This is a genomic window from Acidisoma silvae (assembly GCF_020618775.1).
GTDB lineage: Bacteria > Pseudomonadota > Alphaproteobacteria > Acetobacterales > Acetobacteraceae > Acidisoma > Acidisoma silvae.
Map to the genome: position 1 here is coordinate 1 of NZ_JAESVB010000010.1, position 23,608 is coordinate 23,608.

The window sequence follows — 23,608 nt, forward strand, 5'->3', positions numbered from 1 at the left end:
CGGTAGCACGCTTCAGGGTATCGCGTTCCTGGCGAAGAATTTCATTCTCTCGCCGAAGCCGCTTTAGCTCGGCGGCGGCATCCTCACCCGGTGGTCGCCGCTCCGGCTCATCCATCTCCCGGTCCCGGCGGCGGGACAACCAGCGCGTCAGCGTCGACAAGCCGATGCCAAGATCATTCGCTATCTCCCGCCGCGTCCGGCCGCTCGTCTGGACCAGACGAACCGCCTCGTCTTCAAACTCCTGCGTAAATCGTTGCGCCATGCCTGGATAACTCCTCTATGCCAGTAGGAGCCCTCCACTTTTCTGAAGCAAGTCCAAGGCCGGTCAGGACGTGTTTGTAATCGACCCCTTCGGTGTCACGGGCGCGCCAAGCCACAGCATGAACTGGCTCGATGCGCTCGACCCCGAGGATCCGGATGTCGTCGCCTTGGCCGGTGCCATGGCCGAGATGCTGGTGGTCTCCACCGGCCGGGAGACCGATCCGCATTGGACAGAAACGGCGCGCGAGCTGCTCCGCGGCTTGTTGATCTATGTCGCCGGTTTGCCGCCTGACCAGCGCTCCATGAGCGAGCTCCGCGCCATCCTCACCGGTTCCGAGGATGAATGGGCAGAGGTGCATGCCGATATGCTGGCCGACCCGCTCCGCGGCCACCGGATCGTCGCCCGCAGCGCGACCGCCCATCTCAACCGCCCCGAGAAAGAACGTGGCTCCGTTCTCTCCACCCTCGTCCGTCACACAACCTGGCTGGACGATCCCCGCCTCGCCCGCGCCTTCAACCGCAGCGACTTCGATCTCCGCGACCTCAAGCGGCGGCGCATGACGGTCTATCTTGCCCTGCCCCCGGATCGCTTGCGCGCCTGCCTCGGTTTCGTGCGCGGCTTCATCGGTCTGGCCATCGACGCCATGACGGTAACCCAGGGGCGCCCGGCTCAGGGCAAACCAGCGGCGAGGGTCGCCTTCTTCCTGGACGAATTCGGTCAGCTCGGCCGCATGGATAGCCTCGCCGATAACATCACCATGCTCCGCGGCTACGGGGCGCAATTCTGGCTCTTCGTGCAGGATCTCTCCCAGCTCAAGGCCGTTTATCCGCGCTGGCAGAGCTTCCTGGCCAATACCACCCAGCAGTTCTTCGGAACGGCCGATTACGACACCGCCAAATACCTCAGCGATGCCCTGGGACAGTTCACCATTCGCTACCGGACCAGCAGCCAGTCCTCTCAGACCGGTTTCAGCACGCGGCCCGGCGGTGGGTCGGCGGGCTCCGGCGAGCACCTCCAAGGTCGGTCTCTGATGACCCCGGATGAGGTCATGCGGCTCGGACCCACCCGGCCGATCGTCATGATCTCCGGGGAAGCACCCTATCTCCTCGATCGGCTCAACTACCTGTCCGACGGGCCCTATGCCGGCCGCTTCGACCCAAACCCCATGCACCAGGCTGAGGAAGCCGCTCAATGACGGTGCTGTTTGTTGTTCCCGTTCCGCTCGGCGCTTCTACAGCTCCGACCGATAGAAAAAAGCGGATGGCTTGTAAGAAAATAATCCTGGAAAGAAATAAATAATGGAAGTGGGCGGAGTAATCGTCGACGTTTCCTGGATGGACAACTTTTTGGCGCGCTGACCTACCCAGGCATTTTGAGCGCTGATCCCCAATATTATCTGGACAAAGCCAAGGAGGATGATTTTCTGCCCAGCACCGACATCCCGTGGGAAAAACTCAAATTTCAGATCCGCAGGCAGACTGGTCCGGCCACTTGGGAATATCCGGAACTCCGCTAAGCATCGGCTGAGCGCGTATGTTCCCGGGGTTGCGCCTGGGTGGTAACCCTGAGCCTTCCGATAGTCCGGCCCTGCCTGGCTTACGGTGTCCGTTGAAGCTCATCGTGGCCCACCCCGGCACGAAGCCAATCAACGCTGGCGCTGCGGCACGGCGCGCTTGAGCGTCCTCAGTCTGTTGGTCTGGCTCCTCCTCTTCATCAGGCGCTGAAACGAGCCGTTTTGATCAGGGTATCCCGCAGGGCCGCGACGGCCTGAGACACAATGCGACCCTTTTCGGTCAGCACGGAGAAGACCGTCACAAGTCGCAATGCGTCAGAACCGGGAACGATGACGAAGGGCCGGCGCGTGCGTGTGCCGGTGACATAGTGATCGGGCATGAAGCCGACGCAGCGCCCCGTATTCAGCAGCGTCGCCACCGCCTCCAGCCCGCTCGCCTCCACGGTCCAAGCCGCCGCGATATGCCTGGAACTCAGGGCTGGCCCGACATTGCGGAAACGCCGCAGCACTACGCCGTAGCCACGCCCGGATAATTGTGCCAATTGCGGCGGCGTCTCATCCGCACGCGGACAGCAATAGAGGTTGGCGGTTTCCGTAAAGATCGGCGTCGATGCCAGCGCCGGCCCGCTATGGTCGGCGGAGACGATGCCGAGATGCAATTCGCGGCTTTCCAAAGCGGCTGCCAGCTGATCAGGCGGGTGAATACTGACGGAAAGCCGAACAGCCGGCGCCATCTGCATGAAAACCTCGATAGCATCCGAGATTTTCGCATCCTCATTGGTCAGGCAGCTATCAGTAATGCCAAGCCGCACCTCGCCCTGAAAATCCCGGTACGCGCCGTTGATGCGCGCGCGCGCCGTATCCAGCGCATCCTCGATTCCGCAAATGGCGGCATAGACCTCTTGCCCGTAGGGCGTGAGCGAAAAGCCTTTGGGACCGCGAATACACAGCGTGCCGTCCAGCCGCTGCTCCAAGGCGCTGACCGCCCGGCTGAGCGCGGTCTTCTCCAGATCGAAGCGCTCCACCGCCGCGGTGATGCCGCCCGCATCCGCAATCTGGCGAAACAGCCTCATATCGCGAATATCGCCGGCCGCCAGCCCACCGATCTGTCGCCCTGACCCTAGCAGCAACCGACCCATTGCTTAACCTTTATGAGACATTTCAGTCGGTTGCGAAAAATGCAACCTGATTGCCATCTTCGTCGTTTTCGCACCTGCACAAAAGAGGAATTCTGAGGATCGAATGCTCGATCCTTCCAAAGCCTCAGGACCGCATGCCTCTTTCATATCTGCCGGCCGGACAATCCCGATGATGAGCGTCAACCGGGCCTTTACCGGAATACCCAGCTTCCTGCGCGCGCGCATTGCGGCCACCGTCGCTGACTATGCCGGCGCGCGCATCGGCATACTGGGCGTGCCTTTCGATGAAGGGTCACCCTTCCTGCCCGGCTCCCGCATGGGGCCCCGCGCCATTCGCGAACATTCGCTGCGGTTTTCCACCACCCAACCTCTCTACGATCCTGATCGGGATAAAGACTATCTGGCGGAAGAACTGCGGCGCGGCCTGATCGTTGATTGCGGCGATGTCGATATCCGGCCGGCCAATCCTGCGCGCAGCTTTGCAATCATCACCGCCCGCGTGCGGGAAATGCTGGAGGCCGGCCTTTTCCCGGTCATATTGGGCGGCGATCATTCCATCACCTATCCGGTCTTCGAAGCCTTCGACACACCGATGCATGTCATCCAGTTTGATGCGCATCAGGACTATACCGAGATTACCGAGGATCTGAACCGCACCAACGGGCAAGCCTTCCGCCATATCACAGGCATGACAACCTGCCTGTCTCTAACCCAGATCGGCATTCGCGGCCTGCGCACCAATCGCGCGCTGGTGCAGGAGATGCGCGCGAACGGGAATCGCGTCATCTGCATGACGGAAGCGCGCAACCTGGGCCCGCAGGGCATCGCCGCGTGTCTGCCGGCAGGATCCGACGTTTATGTCAGCATCGACGTCGACGCGCTTGATATGTCCCTTGTGCCCGGCTGCGTCTCGGGCGAGCCCGACGGTCTCACCTTTACCTATCTGATGGACAGCCTGCGGGCAATTGCCGAGCGGCACCGCATTCGCGGCTTCGATTTCGTTGAGGTCAATCCGCCGCTTGATATCGGCACCAGCGCCACCGCCTATCTGGGCGCGCTGATCGTCACCGGTTTTCTCGGTTTCATTTCCAACCAAGCCTGGTGGGCGGCGATGCGCGACCGGGCTGACACACATCTGACGACGGAGCGTTTATAAGTGGCCGCTGACAAGTTTCATCTCGCCTGGTTTCTGCAAGGATCGAGCATCCAGGCCTGGAATCAGGCCTGGACCGGCAATATCAGCGAAGAATGGATGTCCGCTGAAATGTTCCTCGATCTGGTGCGCTCGATCGACCGCGCCGCCTTCGATTACATTCTCATCGAGGATTCGATCTATATCGGTCAGAACTGGGAAAATCGCCGCGACATGTTCTTGAAAAACGGCATGTCTGTGCCGCGCCAGGAACCATCCGTCATCGCGTCCCTGATGCTGGCAGCCACGAAAAGCCTGGGCGTTGTGCCCACATTGTCGACTTTCGCCTATCACCCCTATCTGACCGCGCGCACCGTCGGCACATTGGACCAAATTTCCGGCGGCCGAGCGGGCTGGAATATGGTCACCGGCAGTTCCGACTATGGCGCGATGAATTTCGGCATGGACCGCCTGCCGGATCATGATCTGCGCTATGATATGGCGGCCGAATATATCGATATCGTCACGCAGCTTTGGGATTCCTGGAAGCCTGGCGCCATCGTCGCCGACCGCAAATCAGGCGTTCTGATCGACCCGGAGAAGGTCCATACGATCGACTACAAGGGCGAGTTCTACGGCAGCCGGGGTCCGCTCAATTCCGGTCCCTGCCCGCAAGGCCGTCCCGTCATCGCGCAGGCCGGCGGTTCGGCCAAGGGCCGCGCGACGGCCGCCAAATATGCCGACACCATCGTCGCTCATCCCAAGGGTATTGAAGCGATGAAGGAATACCGACGGGAAGTTCATGACCATATGCGCTCTGTCGGGCGTGACCCGTCCAGCTGCAAGATCCTCTACATGATCTACCCGGTGCTGGGCCGCACGGATGAAGAGGCCAAGGCCCGCAAGGCCGATCGCATGGCGGGCGCCGCGCAGAATGTCGACCGCCTGCTGGCACAATTCGGCTGGTCCACCAATATTGACTTTTCCGGCCACGACTGGGATGCGCCGGTCAGCGAACTTTCCACCAATGGGCACCAGTCGTCGCTCTCCGGCTTCCTGCGTCGGGCCGGCAAGAAGACGCTGCGAGAGGCCATTATTGATTTCACCGATGCCGGGGCCTGTTTCGATCTTGTCGGCTCACCCGAGACGGTGGCATCGCAGATGGAAGAAGTCATGCAGGAAGTGGGCGGCGACGGCTACCTGATCGCGCTTCCCGATGTCAGCCGCAAGAGCGTCGCGGAAGTGACGGACGGGCTGGTGCCGGTACTGCAGCAGCGTGGCCTTGTGCGCACGACCTACGAGCACAAGCAGTTCCGCGATAATCTTTTGGCGTTCTAGCGAAGATCCTGGCCACCCGCTGCACGGCAGCGGATGGCCAGAAAGGTTTCAAGCCCTCAGGCTGCGCTGCAGAAATTCGCGGGCGCGGCTATGGGACGGGTTGGTGAAGAATGTCTCGGGCGATGTATCCTCCACGATACGGCCCGCATCCATGAAAAGGATGCGCGTGCCGACATCGCGCGCGAACTGCATCTCATGCGTGACCACCAGCATGGTCATGCCATCCTGCGCCAGACTGCGAATAACTTCCAGCACTTCACCGACAAGTTCGGGATCGAGCGCCGAGGTCGGTTCATCGAACAGCATCAAAGTCGGCTGCATCGCCATGGCGCGCGCGATCGCAACACGCTGCTGCTGGCCACCGGAGAGTTGCGATGGCCGCTTCGCGGCATGTGGTGACATGCGCACGCGCGCCAATTCCTTGTCGGCGCGCGCCTTTGCCTCCGCGCTCTTCACGCCGAGCACACGCTTCAATCCGATTGCGACATTATCGACGGCGGACAGATGGCCGAACAGATTGAAGCGCTGAAACACCATGCCGACACGCCGGCGCTTGCGCGCCGTGGTCACCGAACTATCGGGAACCAGCTTCCCGTTCCGCATCTCGCCCGCCATATTGACGTTCTCGATCAGCACGGTGCCTTCGGACGGATGCTCGATCCGGTTGATACAGCGCAGAAGCGTCGATTTTCCGGCGCCGGATGGCCCCACGATCATCACGATCTCGCCCGGCTGAACCGAGAGATCAATCCGGTCAAGAACCGGAACCTCCCCAAAGAATTTCGACAGGCCGCTGACCTGCAAGAGAGATTCGGTCATGCTAAACGCTTCTCGATATATTCGGAAAGCCAGGACAGTGCCGAGATGATGACGAGGTAGTAGACCGCGAGCGCGGCATAGAGCTCAAAAGGCGTGAAGGTCTGGGCGATGATGACCTGTGCCGAGCGCGTCAACTCGGCGATAGAGATCACCGAAAGCAAGGATGAGCTTTTGACCAGCGAGATCAGCTCATTGGTTAAAGGCGGTGTGATGCGGCGCAGAGACTGCGGCAGCAGGATGAACATGGTGGACTGGCGATTGGTCATACCGATCGCCAGCGCTGCCTCGGTCTGCCCTACGTCTATAGATTGTAGACCGCCGCGCACGATTTCAGAGATGAACCCTGCCGAGTTGAACGCGAGCGCCACTACGCCGCTCCAGAAGGCAGAGAGTTCAAATCCGATGCGCGGCAGCGCGAAATAGACCAGGAACACCTGCACCAGCGTGGGCGTCCCGCGCACGAAATAGACATAGGCGCGGATCGCCGCCCGCGCCGGCTTGAAGTCGGAAACGCTGATCAGGCCGAAAACCACCCCGACCAGCGTTGCCACAACCATGGCACAGAGCGAGATTTCGATCGTGACAAGCGCGCCCTGCAGCATATACGGGACGGCATACCAAATGACCGCCCAATCGAAACCGCGCATCGCCCTGGCCTATGGCAGAACGGCAGGAATGGTATTCGGTGTCACCATCGTGCCACCGAACCACTTGTCCTGGAGCTTGGCGAGGCTGCCATCCGCCTTCATGCCGGCAAGTGTCGTATTGGCCAGATCGCGCAGCGCCGTGTCGTCCTGGCGGAAAGCCATGCCGAAATAGGCTTTAACGGTGGACAGGCCCTCGACGATCTTGAACTGACCCGGCGCCGCCTTCATCACCACCATCAGGCTAGAGATGGAGTTCACGACGCCGTCGGTACGCTTATTGGCAAGATCCTGATAGGCTTCGGGATAGTGATCATATTGCTTGATGTCAGAGAAACCCGGTTTGCCATCGGTCTTAAGCGTCGCATCATAGGCTTGCGTCACCGTCGCGGCGGCGCTGCCAAGCTGTACGCCGATAGGCTTGCCGGCCAGATCGGCAGCCGAGGTAATGCTGCTGTCATCCGCGCGGGCCAGCACAACATTGCTTGCGTCAGCGTAGGGCATGGAGAAGGCCACCTTCTGCGCCCGCGCCGTTGTGATCGTCATGGCCGAGATGATGCAATCGAACTTGCCCGCGTATAGAGCCGGAATGATGCCGGCCCAGGCGGTATCGACGAATTGCGGCTTCACGCCGATCTTGTCGCAGAGCGCGGTGGCGACATCGCAGTCATATCCGACGATCTTTCCGTTCTGAAAAGACTCGTAGGGCACATAGGCGGCTTCCATGCCGATGATGAGCGTGCCGCGCTTTTTGGCATCGGCCAGGGCATCTGCCCGCGCCATGCGCGTACCGGCCAAACCCGCCAGTGTCGCGGCGCCGGCACCCAGCAGTAATGAGCGTCTATCCATCAGGCAGCTCCAAATCTTGAAAAGAATTGTCAGGGGGAAGAGCGGCAGGAAAGCGAAAAATTCTGCCTTATGGCTTAGCAAATCACATGCCATCACCAAGCCGCTCACCATCCATCCCGCTTGCCATGGTAAGGGTTAGAAACACGACCGGGTATCCGGTGCATCGCCCCGCGCAAACTGGTGCAAAAAACAGCAATTGCACCCAATTACGATTTTGAAACCTTTAGGCCAGCACGCAAATGTCGCTCTATCGGGCCGAAAGACAGACTGATGCCATCATACCGCTGGGAGCTCAGTCACCCCAGCGGTATGGCTCGCTTTGATCAATCTCATAGGGGATGGCCACAGCCGAACCCGGTGGATAGGCCTTAAACTGATCATCCCGGCGCTTCACCCGAAAGGCATGATGCCGCGGCAGAAGCGAATAATAGTCATCAACGCCCAGGGCGCGCGCCGCACGAACCGCCCAATTGGGGTCAAGCATCGTCTCGGTCGCGACCGCGATCAGGTCTGCCGAGCCTTCGGCCAGAATGCGCTCGGCCTGATGGCCGTCGCGAATGCCACCAACCGCCATGGTGGTGCAGCCCAATGCCTGCCGGATGCGCCGTGCGTAGCTGGTCTGAAATCCCGGCACACGCGGCACGGCGTCCAGGGTGGAAGAACCGCCGATTCCGCCTGAGGAACAGTCAATAACATCAACGCCGCGCGCCAGAAGTTCTCGGCCCAGTTGCAGGCTATCGCGCATGCCCCAGCTGCCGCCTTTCCCTTCCACCGCTGAGACACGGAAAAACAGCGGCTTGTCATCAGGCCAAGCAGCGCGCACGGCCTCCACCACTTCCAGCGCGAAACGCATGCGCCCCGCCAGATCCCCGCCATAGCCGTCATCACGCCGGTTGCTGCCTTCAGATAGAAACTGGTGGATCAGATAGCCGTGCCCGCCGTGAATTTCGCAGATCTCGTAACCGGCTTCCGCCGCGCGTTTCGCGGCTTCCGCAAATGCCTGCACCAGATCGCGGATATCGTCATGGTCCAAGACCCGAGGATTGGGTCCGCTCGCCCGCGGCGGCTCCGCGCTGACCGAGACCGGCGGCCAAGGGGCAAATCCTTGCGCGGCGTCGTTCTCCGTCAGGAGCGCGAAACCGTCCAGCGGTCCGCGCGTCGACGCGGATCGTCCGGTATGGCCGATCTGTACCGCCGGCACCGCACCCAATGCCTTGATGAAATCGGTAATCCGTCTGTATTGCGGGATCAGCCGATCGTCATACATGCCCGCACAGCGATGGGTGGTACGGCCGTCGGCCGCCACAACCGAATCCTCGCTAAAGACGATACCGGCACCCCCCATGGCGAAGCGGCCGAGATGCACCAGATGCCAGTCCGTCGGGCCGCCATCGACCGACAGATACTGGCACATGGGAGAGACAACCACACGATTGCGCACAGTCACGCCGCGCAGGCTGATGGGTGTGAAGAGCAGCGGCTGCGCGTTCATTATCATCTCCGTCCCTACGGTCTTACGCGTGGTTTGCAACATCCTGGGCGATGGCACGGCGAAGCTCTTCCAGAATTTCGGCAGAATGCTGTCCCAGCAGCGGTGCCGCGCGCGGCGGATCGATCCGCGCACCCAGGAACTGCACCGGCTGCGTCACGACCGGAATACGCGCGGCTGTCGGGTGATCTGCCATCTTCACAAGCCCCCGCGCCTGCGCATGTTCGTTGCTGATCGCCTGATCGACGGAGAGAATGGGAGAAGCAGGAACGGACGCCGCTTCCAGCTTGGCCACAACCTCCTCCACGCTGCGCCGTAGAGTCCAGCCTTCCAGGATCGCCTTCAGCGCCGCCTCATTCGCCTTGCGCGCGATATCGGTCTCGAAACGCGGATCCTGTGGCAGTTCGGGCATGTCCATCGCACGCGCCAGACGCTCGAACAGACTGTCATTGGCGACCGCGATGATCAGGCCGCCGTCCTTCGCCTCAAAACTATCCAGCGGCGCGCTGATGGGATTGGCATTGCCGATGCGCGTCGGCACTTCTCCGGTAAACAGATATTGCGACAGCGCCGTAATCATGATGGACAAAATCGAATCGACCATTGCAATATCAAGGTGCTGCCCTTTTCCATCTCGTCTGCTGCCGTTGAGCGCGGCCAGAATGGACCATGTCGCATGCAGGCCGGCGACAAGATCACCGATGGATTCGCCAACGCGGGTCGGCCCAGCACCGACAGGCCCGTTGATGCTCATGATGCCGCTCATGGCCTGGGCGATGATGTCATAGGCAGGGCGATGCGAAAACGGACCGCTTTGCCCGAAACCCGAGATGCTGGCATAAACGATGGCCGGATTGATGGCGCTCAGCGTCTCATAGTCAACGCCAAGGCGGGCAGCAACGCCGGGTTTGAAGTTTTCCACCACGATGTCGCAGGTCGCGGCCAGATCATGCGCGATCTTTTTACCTTCGGCGCTTTTGAGATCCAGCGTAAGGGAGCGCTTGTTGCGGTTGATGAGCATGAAATAGGCGCTCTCGCCGCCACGGCGCGGCGCGAAATGACGGGCGTCATCGCCTTCCTTGCCTTCCACCTTGATGACATCGGCCCCGACATCGGCTAGCAGAGCGGTACAGAAAGGGCCGGCCAGCATACGGGTGAAATCCAGCACGCGAATTCCGGCAAGCGGCGGCGGAAGTTGGTCCATTAACGAGCCTCGCTCTTCATGACGTCAAAAATATCGGATGCGGCAGGCAGTTGTTCCACATCGCGCAGCCCGCGCAGCAACGGCTCGGCACGCTGGCCCAGCACGGCTTCTGTGCAGCCCAAAAATTTGGCGTCGATCTCGGTCGCGCTCAGCGGCAATGATGCCGCACCGCGCGGGAGATCACGCAAGGCCTCAAACATCCGCCCATCGGCAAGGTGTAGGCGGACAAGAGCCGCTTCCGGCGCTTTGAAACGCTGCATGATGGAACATGAGGCGGCCTGCATCTGTACTTTCGCCATCATGCTTTGCACGCCTGGTTCGGCAATCACGCGCTGGCACAGATGCGCCAGCGTCAGCGTGCCGAACAGCGCTGTCACCGCCACCGCGAAATTCAGACTGAACTGCGCTTGCTGAGGCGTATGGGGCCGGTCATGCACCAGATTCGCGATAACGATGGGCGGGACAAAGCACTCGATACGACTGATCTGATCTGACGCGATGCTATGTTCGACCATAAGGGCTTGCACCGCATCCACCGCCGCATGAGATGACAGGCAAACCGGAATGCGCTTCACATCGATCCCAGGGTCGCATAACCGCCAGCGCGCGCCTGGCATATCCACGGATGCGGCATTGCCCTTGTTGAAAATGGCGGCAAAGCCGCGCGGGTGTTCCACGGCATCGACAGGGCCGGTCAGCCCTTGCGCCGCCAGCAGCGCCGCGACAACGCCCGCTTCCGCCGCACGCCCAGCCAGGATCGGCTTCGCATCCGTGCCGAAACAGGCTTTCATCCCGCCCGTGCCAGACAGGGCGATGCCGAGCGCGTGGCCGGTTGTGTCTGCATCCAACCGGAGCAGGTAGCAGGCTGCGGCGCAGGCGCCCAGCGGGCCGAAAACGCCTGTCGTCCACCAGCCGTGTCCGTAAAGCGTGGCGCCAGTTGCTTCACCGATCGCATATTCGACCTCTGAGCCCACAATAAAGGCCGCCAGCAGGGCAAGCCCCGATGCGCCTATTGCCTCGGCAACCGCCAGCGCCGCGGGGAGGATGATGGCCGAGCCATGCACGATCCCGGCATAGCAATTATCGTCAAAGTCCAAAGCATGGGCCGCCGTGCCATTGACGAAGGCAGCGCCGGGTACGGCGAGCCGCAAACCATCGCCGCCCAACACATAAGCGCTGCCCTGCGCCGCATGGCGGGCTGCGAAAGCCCGCGCCTGCACAGCCACGCCAGTCGCGGCCCCTGCGATGGCCACGCCCATCGTATCGACCAAACAGGTAACGGCGACAGCTTTCACGGCTGCCGGTATGGCATTGCCGTCGAAAGACGCTGTCCACTCCGCCAGTGTGCGCAGCGCCGACACGTCAGCGCGGCATCGCGAAGGGCATGACCAGCCCTTCGCGATGCACGGTCTCAATCGCGTCCTCATAGCCGGCATCGGCGTGACGGAAGACTGCAACGGAGGAATCATTCGACAAGACACGGCTCAAGCGCCGTGCCGCATCGGGCGTGCCGTCCGCCACAACCGCGAAACCGGCATGCTGGGAGTAGCCTATGCCGACACCGCCGCCATGATGCAGCGATACCCAGGTGGCGCCGCTGGCGCAGGCAGCAAGCGCATTCAGCATCGGCCAGTCCGAGACGGCGTCCGATCCGTCCAGCATGCCTTCGCTCTCCCGATTGGGACTGGCGACGGAGCCTGAGCTGATATGGTCGCGCGTGACGAGAATAGGGCCGGAAACCTCGCCCCGCGCCACCATGTCATTCAGCGCGAGCCCTGCCGCCACACGATCCTGCAAGCCCATCCAGTAGCTGCGCGACGGCAGGCCCTGAAAGCGGATGCGCGTCTCGGCCATGTCGATCCAGCGTGCGAAGCTGGAGTCCGCCACCACGCCCTTCAACTTGCTGCTGGAGACTGCGATATCCTGCGCCTCGCCGGTCAGCGCCACCCAGCGGAACTGCGTGCGGCCACGGCAGAATTGCGGACGCACATAGGCGGCGATGAAGCCGGGGAAGGCGAAAGCCTCCTCTACCCCGGCATCACGCGCCATCTGACGGATATTATTGCCGTAGTCGAAAACCGGAATGCCCCGCGCGCGGAAGGCCAGCATCGCCCGAACCTGCCGCGCCATGGTGGCTTTGGCCGCTGCGATCACGCCAGCGGGATCGCTCTCCCGCCGTGCCTCCCAATCCTGAATGCTCCAGCCTGCGGGAATATAACCGTGCAGCGGATCATGCGCCGCCGTTTGATCGGTCACCAAATCCGGCATCACGCCGCGCGACAGGATTGCCTCGTAGACTTCAGCGGCATTGCCGATCAACCCGACCGAGACGGGGGCGCCGCTGCGCCTGGCTGTTTCGATCAGCGCCAAGGCGTCATCCAGATTATCGGCGCGCTTGTCGAGAAAGCCACTTTCGATGCGCCGCTCGATCCGCTCCGCGCGCATCTCCACCGCCAGAACGGAGCAACCGGCCATGACGCCCGCCAGCGGCTGAGCGCCGCCCATGCCGCCCAGGCCGGCGGTCAGCAGCCAGCGCCCGGAGAGGTCGCCGCCATAATGCTGGCGACCGGCCTCGACAAAGGTCTCGAAGGTGCCACCGATGATCCCCTGACTGCCGATATAGGTCCAAGACCCGGCGGTCATCTGGCCGTACATCATCAGGCCGCGCCGCTCCAATTCATCGAAAACCTCGGCCGTCGCCCATTTGCCGACGAGATTGGCATTGGCGATCAAGACGCGCGGTGCATCGGCGTGGGTGCGAATAACACCGACCGGCTTGCCGGACTGAATGAGCAGTGTCTCATCCGCATCCATCGCCTTCAGGGTCGAGACGATGCGGTCAAAACTTTCCCAGTTGCGCGCGGCCTTGCCGCGCCCGCCATAAACGACGAGATCTTCCGGCCGTTCCGCCACCTCACTGTCGAGATTATTCATCAGCATGCGGAGCGGCGCTTCGGTATGCCAGGATTTGGCGTTGAGCGTCAGACCGCGCGGCGCCCGAATGCTGCGGCTATTTGGCAAACTTGCCGTCACGGAAGCCCCCTCTGCAAAACACGTGAGGGACGATAGGCCTGGGACAACAATAAGAAAAACTAGCGAATTCTCATATGTTGAATAATAAAAACCTATGCAGACTGCGCCTCCGCATAGCCGCTGAAGAAAGTCAGGGCGGTCTCGATGAAGGCTTCTGCCAGGGGCGTTAAAGGCGCACCCACGGAATGGCCGATGATCGCGCGATGCGGCGGTACGGACTCGATGATCGGCCGGCAAGCAAACGGCCGCCCGTCATGGGCATGGTCGCCGAAGGGGCGTGTCACCAATATGCTGCAACCGAAGCCATGCGCCACCATGCCGCGCAGCGTATCGATGGAGGTGCAGCGGATCACGCGCGTCGGCATGGCACCCACCATACGGAATAACGACAGGAAATAGTCGCGGCTATGCGGCAGGTCGATCAGCACGAAGGGCTCTGCCGCCAGATCGCTGAGCGAGACGGCCGGCGCGCGGGCCAGCGGATGGCTCTCCGGCAGAAGCGCATAAGGCTGGAAGGTCGCGAGCGGTATGCGCTTCATATTGCCGAACGTGTCGATATCGTAGAGCAAGGCAAGTTCGATGACGCCGCCTTCCAGATCCCTGTGAATCTGGTCCAGGTTCGCCTCCCGCATGCGAATTTGCACCGTCGGGTAACGCGTCGCGAAGGCCCGCAACAGGCCAGGCGCATAGGCCGCGGCGAGGGTCGAAAAAATACCGATCTCCAGCTCGCCGGACAGTTCCGGCCCGTCCGTGACTCCGGCGACCGCATTGGCATGGGCCAGCAATTGCCGCACCTCGGCCAGCTTCCGCCGCCCGAAGGGCGTCAAATCCACGCCTTGCGCGTGCCGCCGTACAAACAGCTTGCGGCCAAAGCTTTGCTCCAACTGGCCGATGGCGACCGAGACCGCCGGCTGGGAGACGTGGAGCGTTTCCGAGGCGCGCAAAGTGCTGCCAGCCTCAGCCGTCGCGACGAAATAGGACAATTGGCGCAGAGAAAACTGAATTGCCACTTCTTATCCTATCTATGAAGATCATATATTTTATTAATCCAAAAACCTCCGTCAATCTCGGGCGAACAATCTCGACGAGTGACCTATGAGCCCCTTTTGCACCGAAGATGATCTGGCTATCGCCGAAACCGTCGGCCGTTTCGCGCAGGACGTGGTCGCGCCCCGGGCCCAGGCTATCGACGCGGAAGAGCGCTTCGCGGGCGAGCATCTGCAAGCTTTGGCCGATATCGGCCTGACCGGCATGAATCTGCCGGCGGAATGGGGCGGCGCAGGCGTCTCTCCCGTCGCGCTTTATCTGGCAGTCGAAGCGCTGGCCGGTGCCTGTGCGTCCACCACCTCCATGCTGACGGCCCATTTTCTGGCGACGGACACGATCCTGCTTGGCGGGAGCGCGGACCAGCACCGGCAATGGCTGCCGGATGCGGCCGCCGGCCGCCGGCTGGGCGCCTTCGCGCTGACGGAGCCGCGCGCCGGCTCCAACCCCGCCGATATGCGCACAAAGGCCGAACGCACCGCCGATGGCGGCTTTCGCCTGTCGGGCGTCAAGCATTTCATCTCCAATGCGGGTCACGCCGATTTCCTGACCGTCTTCGCGCTCACGGATCCGGCGGCCGGCGCGCGTGGCATCAGCGCCTTCGTGGTCGACCGGCGCACACCCGGACTTACGGTCGGCGCGCCGGAACCCACCATGGGGTTGCGCGGCGGCCATGTCTTCGAGGTCAGCTTCGACAACTGCCTGCTGCCGCCGGATGCCTTGCTGGGGCCGGAAGGCAGCGGCTTCCGCACGGCCATGAAAGTGCTGGACAATGGCCGCGTCGAAATCGCCGCCACCTGCACCGGCATCGCCCAGGCGGCGCTTACAGATTCCATCGCCTGGGTAAAGCAGCGTGAGGTGGAAGGGGAGCCGATCGCGCGTTTCCAGGGCCTGCAATGGTATTTGGCCGATATGGCGACCGATCTGGACGCCGCACGGCTGCTGGGCCTGCGCGCGGCCTCGCTTCGCGCCAACCATCAGCGTTTCAGCCAGGAAGCCGCCATCGCGAAGCTCTTCGCCTCCGAAATGGCGGGCCGCGTGACGGACAAAGCCCTGCAAATGCACGGTGGCTACGGCTATGCCCGCGCCATGCGACTGGAACGGCTGGTGCGCGATGCGCGCATCATGCGCATCTATGAAGGATCATCCGAAATTCAGCGCAACATCATCGCGCGCAATCTGCTGAAATAAGACAAAGAGAGCTTGTCATGACGCGCCCGCTTCCCGCCGTGCCACTCGGCCGCTCCCCCCTCACCGTGGCCGATGTCGCGGCTGTGGCCCACGGCGCGCCTGTGACAATCGATGCCGCAGCGCTCACAGGGATGCGTGCCCTCAATGCCCTTGTGCGGCAGGCCGTGGAGAGCGGGCAGCCGATCTACGGCCTCACCACCGGGGTCGGCGATCTCTACACCGTGGCGCTGAAGCCTGAGGAACTAGCCGCCGCTCAGATGAACCTTTTGCGGAGCCATGCCAGCGGCGTCGGGGCCGCGATGGATGTGCCGGCCGTGCGGGCCACCATGCTGGTTCTGATGGCAGCCTTTCTGAAAGCCGCCAGCGGCGTGTCGCCCGGTCTGGTGGAAACCATGGCGGCGATGCTGAACCGGGGGGTCACGCCCTGGTCTCCTTCCGGCGGGTCTGTGGGCTATCTCATCGCAACCGCCCATATCGGCCTCGCGATATTCGGTGAAAGCCAGGCCTATTACGAGGGCGTGTTGCTACCGGCGGCAGATGCGCTGTCCCGCGCGGGCATTTCCGCCATTGCGCCCGGCGCCCGCGAAGGCCATGCGCTGATCAGCAATACCTGCGAGATCACCGCGCTCGGCGCGCTGGCCCTGGCGCGCGTGCAGGCGCTGCTGCCCCTCGCCGACCTGGCGGGGGCCATGAGCACAGAGGCGATGCGCGGCAATCTGCGCGGCTATGATGCCCGGCTGCACCAACTGCGCCCGCATCCCGGGCAGACGGAAACCGCCGCCCATCTGCGCGCACTTCTAGCCGAAAGCGCCATCATCGCCGCCCATCGCGACCACCGCCTGCAAGACCCCTTGAGCCTGCGCTGCATTCCACAAGTACATGGCGCCGTGCGCGACGCGCTGGCCCATGCCATCCGCGTGGTGGAAATCGAATTGGACAGCGTGACGGACAACCCTGTCTTCTTCATCGAGGACGGGGCGCTTGCGGCCCTTTCGGGTGGTGGCAATGGCCATGGCATGCCCACGGCCCTCGCTCTCGATCATCTCTCTACCGCCATTGCCGCCCTCTCCTCGATTTCCCAGGCGCGGTCCGATCGCTTGACCAATCAGCATCTCAGCGGCCTGCCCGCCTTCCTGGGCGACGGCAGCGGCGCGCATTCCGGCTTTATGATCCCGCCTTACGTGGCAGCCGCACTCTCGGCCGATAATCGCATGCTGGCGGCCCCCGCCAGCGTGCATTCCCTCTCCACCTGCGCCGGCCAGGAGGATCACATCTCCATGGGCGTGGCCGCCGCACGCAAGGCGCGCCAGGCGGCTGAGAATCTCGCCGATATCCTCAGCATCGAACTGCTCTGCGCAGCGGACGGGCTGGAATTCCACGCCCCCCGCGCGCCCGGCCGCGGCACCGGTGCTGGCCATGCGGTGATTCGCACGGCGATTGCCCGCCGCACGACGGACCGGCCGATGCAGCCCGATCTTGCGGCCATGCGCATCCTGATGGACAGCGGTGACCTCGCGGCCACAGTGGCACAAAGCCTGCCAAGCTATTGGGGAGCATAGACAAGATGACCAATCAGACTTCCCGTATCGCCGTCATCGGCGCTGGTACCATGGGGGCCGGCATCGCCGGGGTTTTCGCGAGCCACGGCTATGCCGTGGCCCTCTATTCGCGCAGCGCGGCAACACTGGCCCTGGCCCGCGCGGGATTCGACCCTGCCTGGGCCGGGCGAATCGATACGATATGCGTTCTGGACGAGGCGCTATCCGGCGCCAGCGTCGTGAGCGAGAATGTGGCAGAAGATCCAGCCCTGAAGCGCGATCTTTTCGCGCGCATGGAATCCCTGGTGCCAGCGGATTGCCTCCTCACCACCAATACTTCCTCCGTTCCCATCGGCAGCATCGCCGCAGGCATGGCGGCGCCCGAACGGCTGGTTGGCATGCACTGGTTCAACCCGCCTGCCGTCATGCCGCTGATCGAAATCGTGCGCGGACCTGACACGACAGACGCCGTGGTCGCTGCAACGCAAGCGCTCTGCGCCAGCCTCGGCAAAGAGTCGATAGTGGTGAACACCGACATTCCCGGTTTTGTCATCAATCGCCTGCAATACGCCATGCTGCGCGAGGCGCTGCACCTGGTCGAGCACGGCATCGCGTCCATCGCGGACGTCGATCGCGCGGTGGAAACCACCCTCGCCCCTCGCTGGTCCTCCGCCGGGCCGCTGCGGCTGATGGACCTCGCCGGGCTGGATACGGTTGCGAAAGTCTCGGCCGTGCTCATGTCCGCATTGTCGCAAGCCGATGGCGTGCCGCCGCTTGTTTCCCGCCTGAATGCGGAAGGGGCGCTCGGCACCAAGGCCGGGCGTGGTTTCTATGACTGGACAGAGAAAGAGACCCGAGCGGCCAAGGCGGACCGAGACGAGACGGTGCAGCTTCTGAACGCGCGGAGAGCCCGATGAGCGACGGCAAAGTTCGCATCCTCCGCCATGGGCCGGTGGGTCAGGTCATCCTGGATCGGGCGGCCAAGCGCAATGCCCTGGACCGGCCGATGCTGGAAGCACTCGTCGCTGGCTTGCGGAATTTCGATGCCGATCCTGCTATCCGCGCCATCGTCATTTCGGGCGATATGCAGGCCTTCGCGGCGGGAGCCGATATCGGCAATCTCGCCTCGGCGGGGGCGATTGAACTCTATCACAGCGGGTTCAGTGAATTGTGGGATGCGGTGACGCTCATCGCCAAGCCGCTGGTTGCTGCTGTGGCAGGCTATGTGCTGGGCGGCGGGCTGGAACTGGCGATGATCTGCGACATCGTGGTCTGTGACGAAAGCGCCGTCTTCGGCCTGCCGGAGACCGGCATCGGCATCATTCCGGGCGCGGGTGGCACGCAGCGACTGGTGCGCGCCGTTGGCAAGTCCATGGCCATGGAAATGATCCTGGCCGGGCGCAGGCTCACTGCGACAGAGGCGCTCAGCACGGGCATCGCGAGTACGCTCACGCCCAAGGGTGAGGCCGACGCGACGGCGCTCGGCCTCGCCACCCGTATCGCGACCGCGAGCCCGACCGCCTTAGGTGCTGCCAAACAGGCCGTGCTCCAGAGTTTCGAGATGCCGCTGTCCGCCGGCATACGCTACGAGCGCTCACTTTCCGCACTGATGGCCGCGAGCGAGGATCGCGCCGAAGGGATGCTGGCCTTCAAAGAGAGACGCAAACCAATATTCAAGGGAGAATAACGCGGCAGATCATGAAGCCGTGTGAGTTTCCGGAGTCATCGGTCACCCTACTCGCATGCGGATGGCACTTGCCCTGAATGCCGCCGCCTCACGCTGTTCACGCCCGAACCGCGCATCGCCCGCTACTGCGTCATATTGGCGCAATAACTGCTCGGTCGCCAAATATGCTTCCTTCGGCCGGCTTTGCACCGCCGGCCCAAAACCGCGCTCACCTTCGGCCAAAGCACAAAAAACGCGCACTTTCTGAGCGACAATGTATTTCTCAATCTCCGTTGGCCTGCCGCTTTCGCGTCGCCGTCCACGATGTCCACGGCTCCATCGATTATCCGCCATTTTCAACTGCCTCTGACAATTGGTTCCGACCAGACCGGGCAAGGCGTCGGTTTTAGCCTCACCCGATGAGAACATAATAGGAACATCGTTCAAAAGCAATAGATGTCGGCTAGATAAGCCTGGCTGGGCGACCGGCCTTTTGTCCCTTAGGGGCTTGGCACAAGTCGGATACGAAACTCCGTCGCCGCATCGACCGCGTCACGGCTATACAGCAGAGGAACGAAGGAACCCTGCGACCAGGCTGCCGCAAGATCCCCATAATGCGATGATCGCACATCGCCCGACTGGCCGGGCGCATTGATGCAACGGCTGTTATCCCAGTCACCGACATCCAGAACCATGCGATAAGACGCACCGAGGGTCACCCGGAAATCGCTATAGCGATACATCGCATTCATGGGACTTGATTCGCTGCCGCCCATCGGCAGCGGGCCGACATCGAATGCCGTCGTGCCGCGGATACCGGCAAGCGCATGCTCGAAATAGCCATGGTGGAGCGCCCCCCAGGTCCAGACCTGAGAGTCCTCGCCCAGCCGAGCGACACATTCCGCCCAAGCAGCGCCAAGCGTTTCCAGCAGCAGGGCATCGCGCCGCGCCATCGCCGGCACGGCAAAGAAACCCTGCGGGCCCTCCAACCGGCGCAGAATGGCATCCACGTCGCCCACGCCCATCAGGGCGCGGATAGCGGGATCCGGCACTTTCACCGCCATAACCGCAGGCCGCAGATGCTTGGACCACCAGATTTCCGACAGCGCTGCCGCCGCACTGTCAGCCGCCAGCATGCCGTCCCACCCGCGCAACAGATCCAGCGCGGCGCCGATGGCCCTGTCGTCGGACGCAAGGCCGGCCAGCAGCCTGCCCAACCGACGCGCGGGTAAAGAGACCAAATCCGTCTGCAAGGCACAGGATGTGTCGACGGAATGAAGCTCGGTTTCAGCGAAGACCTCAGCGATCCGCCCCGCGCGCGAGGATTCAATCCATTCGCGGCCGATGTCTTCCGCCGGAAGGTGCCAATCCGCGGGCACATTCTGCTCATTGGCGGTGGCGACGAAGCCGGTTTCAGGGTTAAGGGCATGCGGTAGGTCGCCTGCACGATAAAAGCCCTGCCATTCGTAGCGCCCATCTCCGGGCACCGGCAGCAAGCCATCCCAGTTCGCGCGGATAGGGCTGTATCCCGCGACGAGCCAGGCGATATTGCCTTCGATATCAGCATAGACCTGATTGACGGCCGGAACCGCCCAACGCTTCATATCCTCGGCAAATTCCGCATGGTTGCGGCGGCGCATGGCGGAGATGCTGACGAAATAGGCCGCCGATCCCGGTTCGAACCAGATAGAACGCACGGCATAGGCGCGGCGCACGGCATGGTCCTCGTGAATAACCGGGCCGTGGCGCGTGAATTTCATGCGCAACGTCTGATCGTGTGCCCCTTTCACCAGTGCATTTTCGGTGATCAAAACCATGCGCTCCCATCCGTCCCCGTAGCGGTAAAGGTCCGGGTCGTCGGGATGCGTTTCATAGACATACACATCCTCTTCGTCCGGCCCGAAGAACAGGGTGAGACCGAAACCAATCCTGCCGTTATGGCCTGCCATGAAACCAGGGACGACTGGCTCGCCTGCGCCGATGCCGTCGAATTCCGGGCAGGACAGGTGAACGATATAGCGCAAGGACGGCACGGCATGCGCGCGATGGGGATCATTCGCGAGAATGGGCCGGCCGGTTTCCGTCTTCGAACCGGCGATAACCCAGTTGTTTGACCCCTGGCCGTTACTTTCGCGTATCACATCACCCAGCGGAGTGACCTTCCGCCAGGATTCCGCCTCGCCGATTGTCGCGTCAAGCCGGTCGCGTCCGAAGTTCACGGGAAGCAAAGCAAGCTTGAAGGTGTCGAGAACAGCCATGGGGATGGAGCTGAGATCGAGACCTTCGGGAATGTCTGGCGTCTTTGGCGGATTGAGATTCTGGCGCAGCAAATCGGCCTCGGCGCCGGCTGCCGCCATGACATTCGCCCGCGTCACCTCGGAAAGGGCGTTGCGCATTAAAGCGTGGCTGCGGATACGCACCACGTCTTCCGCCTGCCACTTCATCGGTTGCGTGCCGAATTCCATAAATTCAAGGGGCAGCCGCGACGGTTCCTGCGCCACAAGATCAATATAAGCATTAATGCCGGCGACGAAGGATGTGCATATATCCTGCGCGTCGGGGCTGTAGCAGGCCCATTCCGTTGCCATATCCCCGCGATAGAGGAACAGGCGCGCCGCACGATCCTGCTCCAGATAGCCGGGGCCGAAATCCGCGGCGAGAAGGCCGAGCCCGCGCTTGCGCCATAGATCGATCTGCCACAACCGGTCTCTCGCGGCATTGAAGCCTTGGGCGAAAAAAAGATCCTGCAGGTTCTCGGCCCGGATATGGGGAATACCCCAATGATCCACCGCGATAGAGACCGGTGCGGCGAGACCGCTGACCGCAAGCGCTTCTTCGTTCATTATCCGTCCATTCCGGCAATAGCCGTGCAGAGCCGGAGCCAAGCAAAGCGGCTTGGCACTGCAAGGTCAAGCCACGCCTATTTTCGGCGACACGAACGACCGCCCTGCGATAAGGCGCGCCTCGAAATAACGGCGCGCGGGCTTTTACCAAGGATGGCGCAGAGGGTGCATGACATCCGTACACACCCAGGTTAACGACGCCGAAAGACAATCTGCATTGCCTCAAGGGAGTGTGATGTCTCCGCCACACAGTCTTGCCCTTCCTCGACTTGCACCAGGTCAGGCTTGCCTGAAAAACTAGCGATCAGGTAGCAAACGTAGTTCAGCGACAATGCCCCCGTCATGCGCAGACTAAATCCGCGGAGCGGCAAACTTAGACCACGCGCGCCAGCAAATCTCCCTTGGGTAAGCCATTCGGTCCAAGTTCCATCATCCAGTTGGGCACGATATTCAATCCCAAGATCCGCCAGCTGGGACGTGAAGCTGAATCCTTCTATAGTTCGTTTTGCAGTGTCTCCGCGTTGACCACAGCACAGAGGATTGCCGTATGCCCCGCCAGACAAAGCTGACTCAGTTGTAAAATCACCATGAGTCGAAATATGCGCGATTAATGTAATGGGAAAAACAACGTCGGCATAGTGCGGCGGGGCCAATGGCACGCGAGCCAACAAAGGATCACAGACGGTCGCCGGAACAATATATGAACCATTGTCATATCGGCGGCCCAGTTGCTCACCTCGCAGATTATATATGAAATGATGCTGCAAGGCTGATCGGCGCCGATAGAATTTTTCTAACCCTGCCATATTTGAAAAGGTAGAACGGCTCATACCAATGAAACAGGGGGCCTCCAAGGCCATTTCAAAATCGATAACGGACTGCTCAAGCAACGAAAGCGCATTAATATCTGATGTCGTTAAAACATCAGACTTCCATAGAATAGAGATGCCATGTCGCTGGAGAACTGCCTCGCGGATTTCATCTTTACTGACTGGAAGGTTCGTTTCATCGCAAACGACATAAAGCACTCCACCCAAGTCTGGCATGGATTTTGTGATTTTTGAAAAAATCTCATTGAAATTCAGTGTATTGTCTTCGCCAAAATCATGATTTGATTGCTGGGCTCTTTCAAAATGAGCCGTCCAATCTTTTTCAATGCGAAGCTGCACAACAACCTTTACCTGCCTCTTCCGGAATACCTCGTGCTTGAGATATTGAAGCACGGGCGCTTCTGCTAGTCTTGGTTGCAAGCCAGAAAAAAAATGTCCGGAAAATTCATCTAACGCCACCATTCCCTTGGCACCGGCTGCTCCAACAAGACTCCCTCCCCGGGTGAAACATTCGAAAGCGCTAATCGTCTCTATCTGCCGATCATCTAAAATGGGAATGCGATAGGCGCGAGCAAAGCGGTAGAGAGGCTCGACAGGAAAAACGGAGTCAAGCGACGTTTGTCCGTGAATGCCACTCGCTGGATTGAAAATCGAAAGATCCGGCAAAATAACGCCGGCACCCAACTCCTTTGCTTTGTGAAACAGGCCCAAAAGGGCCATCTTTTGGTTATTTAAGCCAACGTCGAAGGCATTATAATTTAGCGCTTGCTGAGGGGCCGAAACCTCACTTTCATCCGACTGTGGCACGCCCAACTGCAATTGGTCTGGCAACATGCGCCACGGTCCTTTGGATAAAAGTCCATCTCAACAGCAATCTTACTCAATGGCCGCCTTCTTACAAGGACAGGCCGTCTGGCGGCATCTCTGCCGCACACACCTTGCCTTCAAAGTCACATATGGAGTACCCGCCTGCGGCTGGATAACTTGGGTCAACGAAGCCATAGCGGGACAACCCAGCGCGACTTTTCTGAGATAGGCGAAATTTCGAACTTCGCCACCGGCGCTTTGGTCCCT

At 61.5% G+C, this 23,608-nt stretch carries 19 protein-coding genes and 1 pseudogene; 7 read left to right on the plus strand and 13 right to left on the minus strand.

Translation table 11 applies throughout. The features are described 5' to 3' along the window. On the minus strand, nucleotides 1-262 hold a 262-nt coding region (locus ASILVAE211_RS17765), incomplete at its 3' end, for a transposase (RefSeq protein ID WP_227322695.1). A gap of 61 nt (nucleotides 263-323) precedes the next feature. Between ASILVAE211_RS17765 and ASILVAE211_RS17770 the strand changes: the two are divergent. Then, a pseudogene (locus ASILVAE211_RS17770) lies at nucleotides 324-1,457 on the plus strand (type IV secretory system conjugative DNA transfer family protein); the annotation flags it as partial. 518 nt (nucleotides 1,458-1,975) lie between these two features. Here ASILVAE211_RS17770 and ASILVAE211_RS17775 read toward each other — a convergent pair. Beyond that, nucleotides 1,976-2,914, minus strand: a complete 939-nt coding sequence (locus ASILVAE211_RS17775) for a LysR family transcriptional regulator (RefSeq protein ID WP_227322697.1) — start codon at nucleotides 2,912-2,914, stop codon at nucleotides 1,976-1,978. Between the two features lie 169 nt (nucleotides 2,915-3,083). On the opposite strand from ASILVAE211_RS17775, the gene ASILVAE211_RS17780 reads away from it, so the two are divergent. Continuing rightward, nucleotides 3,084-4,070, plus strand: coding sequence for an arginase family protein (locus ASILVAE211_RS17780; RefSeq protein WP_227322698.1), 987 nt, complete (start codon nucleotides 3,084-3,086; stop codon nucleotides 4,068-4,070). Beyond that, nucleotides 4,071-5,384: an NtaA/DmoA family FMN-dependent monooxygenase gene (locus tag ASILVAE211_RS17785; protein WP_227322699.1), complete on the plus strand. Its 1,314-nt coding sequence runs from the start codon at nucleotides 4,071-4,073 to the stop codon at nucleotides 5,382-5,384. A 48-nt stretch (nucleotides 5,385-5,432) separates the two neighbouring features. Here ASILVAE211_RS17785 and ASILVAE211_RS17790 read toward each other — a convergent pair whose 3' ends face one another. The 8 genes from ASILVAE211_RS17790 to ASILVAE211_RS17825 all read right to left on the minus strand — a co-directional run bounded on the left by ASILVAE211_RS17790 (nucleotide 5,433) and on the right by ASILVAE211_RS17825 (nucleotide 14,432). After that, nucleotides 5,433-6,203, minus strand: coding sequence for an amino acid ABC transporter ATP-binding protein (locus ASILVAE211_RS17790; RefSeq protein ID WP_227322700.1), 771 nt, complete (start codon nucleotides 6,201-6,203; stop codon nucleotides 5,433-5,435). After that, nucleotides 6,200-6,805, minus strand: a complete 606-nt coding sequence (locus ASILVAE211_RS17795; RefSeq protein WP_264478954.1) for an amino acid ABC transporter permease — start codon at nucleotides 6,803-6,805, stop codon at nucleotides 6,200-6,202. Before ASILVAE211_RS17795 ends, ASILVAE211_RS17790 begins: the two co-directional genes overlap by 4 nt. Before the next feature lie 54 nt (nucleotides 6,806-6,859). Further along, the gene (locus tag ASILVAE211_RS17800; RefSeq protein WP_227322702.1) at nucleotides 6,860-7,696 is read right to left on the minus strand and encodes a transporter substrate-binding domain-containing protein; all 837 of its coding nucleotides are present in this window, start codon (nucleotides 7,694-7,696) and stop codon (nucleotides 6,860-6,862) included. A gap of 292 nt (nucleotides 7,697-7,988) precedes the next feature. Next, nucleotides 7,989-9,188 (minus strand): oxidoreductase, encoded by a 1,200-nt coding sequence (locus ASILVAE211_RS17805; protein WP_227322703.1) that lies wholly within the window; start codon nucleotides 9,186-9,188, stop codon nucleotides 7,989-7,991. 22 nt (nucleotides 9,189-9,210) lie between these two features. Further along, nucleotides 9,211-10,389: a CaiB/BaiF CoA transferase family protein gene (locus tag ASILVAE211_RS17810; RefSeq protein ID WP_227322704.1), complete on the minus strand. Its 1,179-nt coding sequence runs from the start codon at nucleotides 10,387-10,389 to the stop codon at nucleotides 9,211-9,213. After that, nucleotides 10,389-11,750, minus strand: coding sequence for an MmgE/PrpD family protein (locus ASILVAE211_RS17815; protein WP_227322705.1), 1,362 nt, complete (start codon nucleotides 11,748-11,750; stop codon nucleotides 10,389-10,391). The genes ASILVAE211_RS17810 and ASILVAE211_RS17815 overlap by 1 nt, the downstream gene beginning before the upstream one ends. A 1-nt stretch (nucleotide 11,751) precedes the next feature. Further along, nucleotides 11,752-13,422 carry a urocanate hydratase gene (gene hutU / locus ASILVAE211_RS17820; protein ID WP_227322706.1) on the minus strand — a complete coding sequence of 557 codons (1,671 nt, stop codon included), beginning with the start codon at nucleotides 13,420-13,422 and terminating at the stop codon, nucleotides 11,752-11,754. Nucleotides 13,423-13,514: 92 nt separating this feature from the next. Continuing rightward, nucleotides 13,515-14,432, minus strand: coding sequence for a LysR family transcriptional regulator (locus ASILVAE211_RS17825; RefSeq protein WP_227322707.1), 918 nt, complete (start codon nucleotides 14,430-14,432; stop codon nucleotides 13,515-13,517). 85 nt (nucleotides 14,433-14,517) lie between these two features. Between ASILVAE211_RS17825 and ASILVAE211_RS17830 the strand changes: the two genes are divergently transcribed. From ASILVAE211_RS17830 to ASILVAE211_RS17845, 4 genes are read left to right on the plus strand one after another with little or no spacing between them, the layout of a single operon-like run. Beyond that, entirely contained in the window at nucleotides 14,518-15,657 is a 1,140-nt protein-coding gene (locus ASILVAE211_RS17830; protein WP_227322708.1) for an acyl-CoA dehydrogenase family protein, read from the plus strand. Between the two features lie 17 nt (nucleotides 15,658-15,674). After that, complete coding sequence (locus ASILVAE211_RS17835) at nucleotides 15,675-17,216, plus strand: HAL/PAL/TAL family ammonia-lyase (protein ID WP_227322709.1); 1,542 nt, start codon at nucleotides 15,675-15,677, stop codon at nucleotides 17,214-17,216. Nucleotides 17,217-17,221: 5 nt separating this feature from the next. Next, nucleotides 17,222-18,112, plus strand: coding sequence for a 3-hydroxyacyl-CoA dehydrogenase family protein (locus tag ASILVAE211_RS17840; RefSeq protein WP_227322710.1), 891 nt, complete (start codon nucleotides 17,222-17,224; stop codon nucleotides 18,110-18,112). Next, complete coding sequence (locus tag ASILVAE211_RS17845) at nucleotides 18,109-18,882, plus strand: enoyl-CoA hydratase-related protein (RefSeq protein ID WP_227322711.1); 774 nt, start codon at nucleotides 18,109-18,111, stop codon at nucleotides 18,880-18,882. Before ASILVAE211_RS17840 ends, ASILVAE211_RS17845 begins: the two co-directional genes overlap by 4 nt. 42 nt (nucleotides 18,883-18,924) lie before the next feature. Here ASILVAE211_RS17845 and ASILVAE211_RS17850 read toward each other — a convergent pair whose 3' ends face one another. The 3 genes from ASILVAE211_RS17850 to ASILVAE211_RS17860 form a co-directional block, all read right to left on the minus strand. Then, nucleotides 18,925-19,290, minus strand: coding sequence for a hypothetical protein (locus ASILVAE211_RS17850; protein ID WP_227322712.1), 366 nt, complete (start codon nucleotides 19,288-19,290; stop codon nucleotides 18,925-18,927). 71 nt (nucleotides 19,291-19,361) lie between these two features. Beyond that, nucleotides 19,362-21,704: a penicillin acylase family protein gene (locus ASILVAE211_RS17855; RefSeq protein ID WP_227322713.1), complete on the minus strand. Its 2,343-nt coding sequence runs from the start codon at nucleotides 21,702-21,704 to the stop codon at nucleotides 19,362-19,364. Between the two features lie 191 nt (nucleotides 21,705-21,895). Continuing rightward, complete coding sequence (locus ASILVAE211_RS17860) at nucleotides 21,896-23,368, minus strand: O-fucosyltransferase family protein (protein WP_227322714.1); 1,473 nt, start codon at nucleotides 23,366-23,368, stop codon at nucleotides 21,896-21,898. Between the last annotated feature and the right edge of the window lie 240 nt (nucleotides 23,369-23,608).

Bases quoted from the DNA above. Each gene is read 5' to 3' on its own strand.
- ASILVAE211_RS17810 (WP_227322704.1), bottom strand. From the start codon at position 10,389: ATGGACCAACTTCCGCCGCCGCTTGCCGGAATTCGCGTGCTGGATTTC.
- ASILVAE211_RS17840 (WP_227322710.1), top strand. From the start codon at position 17,222: ATGACCAATCAGACTTCCCGTATCGCCGTCATCGGCGCTGGTACCATG.
- ASILVAE211_RS17850 (WP_227322712.1), bottom strand. From the start codon at position 19,290: ATGTTCTCATCGGGTGAGGCTAAAACCGACGCCTTGCCCGGTCTGGTC.
- ASILVAE211_RS17780 (WP_227322698.1), top strand. From the start codon at position 3,084: ATGATGAGCGTCAACCGGGCCTTTACCGGAATACCCAGCTTCCTGCGC.
- ASILVAE211_RS17805 (WP_227322703.1), bottom strand. From the start codon at position 9,188: ATGAACGCGCAGCCGCTGCTCTTCACACCCATCAGCCTGCGCGGCGTG.
- ASILVAE211_RS17775 (WP_227322697.1), bottom strand. From the start codon at position 2,914: ATGGGTCGGTTGCTGCTAGGGTCAGGGCGACAGATCGGTGGGCTGGCG.
- ASILVAE211_RS17800 (WP_227322702.1), bottom strand. From the start codon at position 7,696: ATGGATAGACGCTCATTACTGCTGGGTGCCGGCGCCGCGACACTGGCG.
- ASILVAE211_RS17790 (WP_227322700.1), bottom strand. From the start codon at position 6,203: ATGACCGAATCTCTCTTGCAGGTCAGCGGCCTGTCGAAATTCTTTGGG.
- ASILVAE211_RS17845 (WP_227322711.1), top strand. From the start codon at position 18,109: ATGAGCGACGGCAAAGTTCGCATCCTCCGCCATGGGCCGGTGGGTCAG.
- ASILVAE211_RS17795 (WP_264478954.1), bottom strand. From the start codon at position 6,805: ATGCTGCAGGGCGCGCTTGTCACGATCGAAATCTCGCTCTGTGCCATG.
- ASILVAE211_RS17835 (WP_227322709.1), top strand. From the start codon at position 15,675: ATGACGCGCCCGCTTCCCGCCGTGCCACTCGGCCGCTCCCCCCTCACC.
- ASILVAE211_RS17830 (WP_227322708.1), top strand. From the start codon at position 14,518: ATGAGCCCCTTTTGCACCGAAGATGATCTGGCTATCGCCGAAACCGTC.
- ASILVAE211_RS17855 (WP_227322713.1), bottom strand. From the start codon at position 21,704: ATGAACGAAGAAGCGCTTGCGGTCAGCGGTCTCGCCGCACCGGTCTCT.
- ASILVAE211_RS17860 (WP_227322714.1), bottom strand. From the start codon at position 23,368: ATGTTGCCAGACCAATTGCAGTTGGGCGTGCCACAGTCGGATGAAAGT.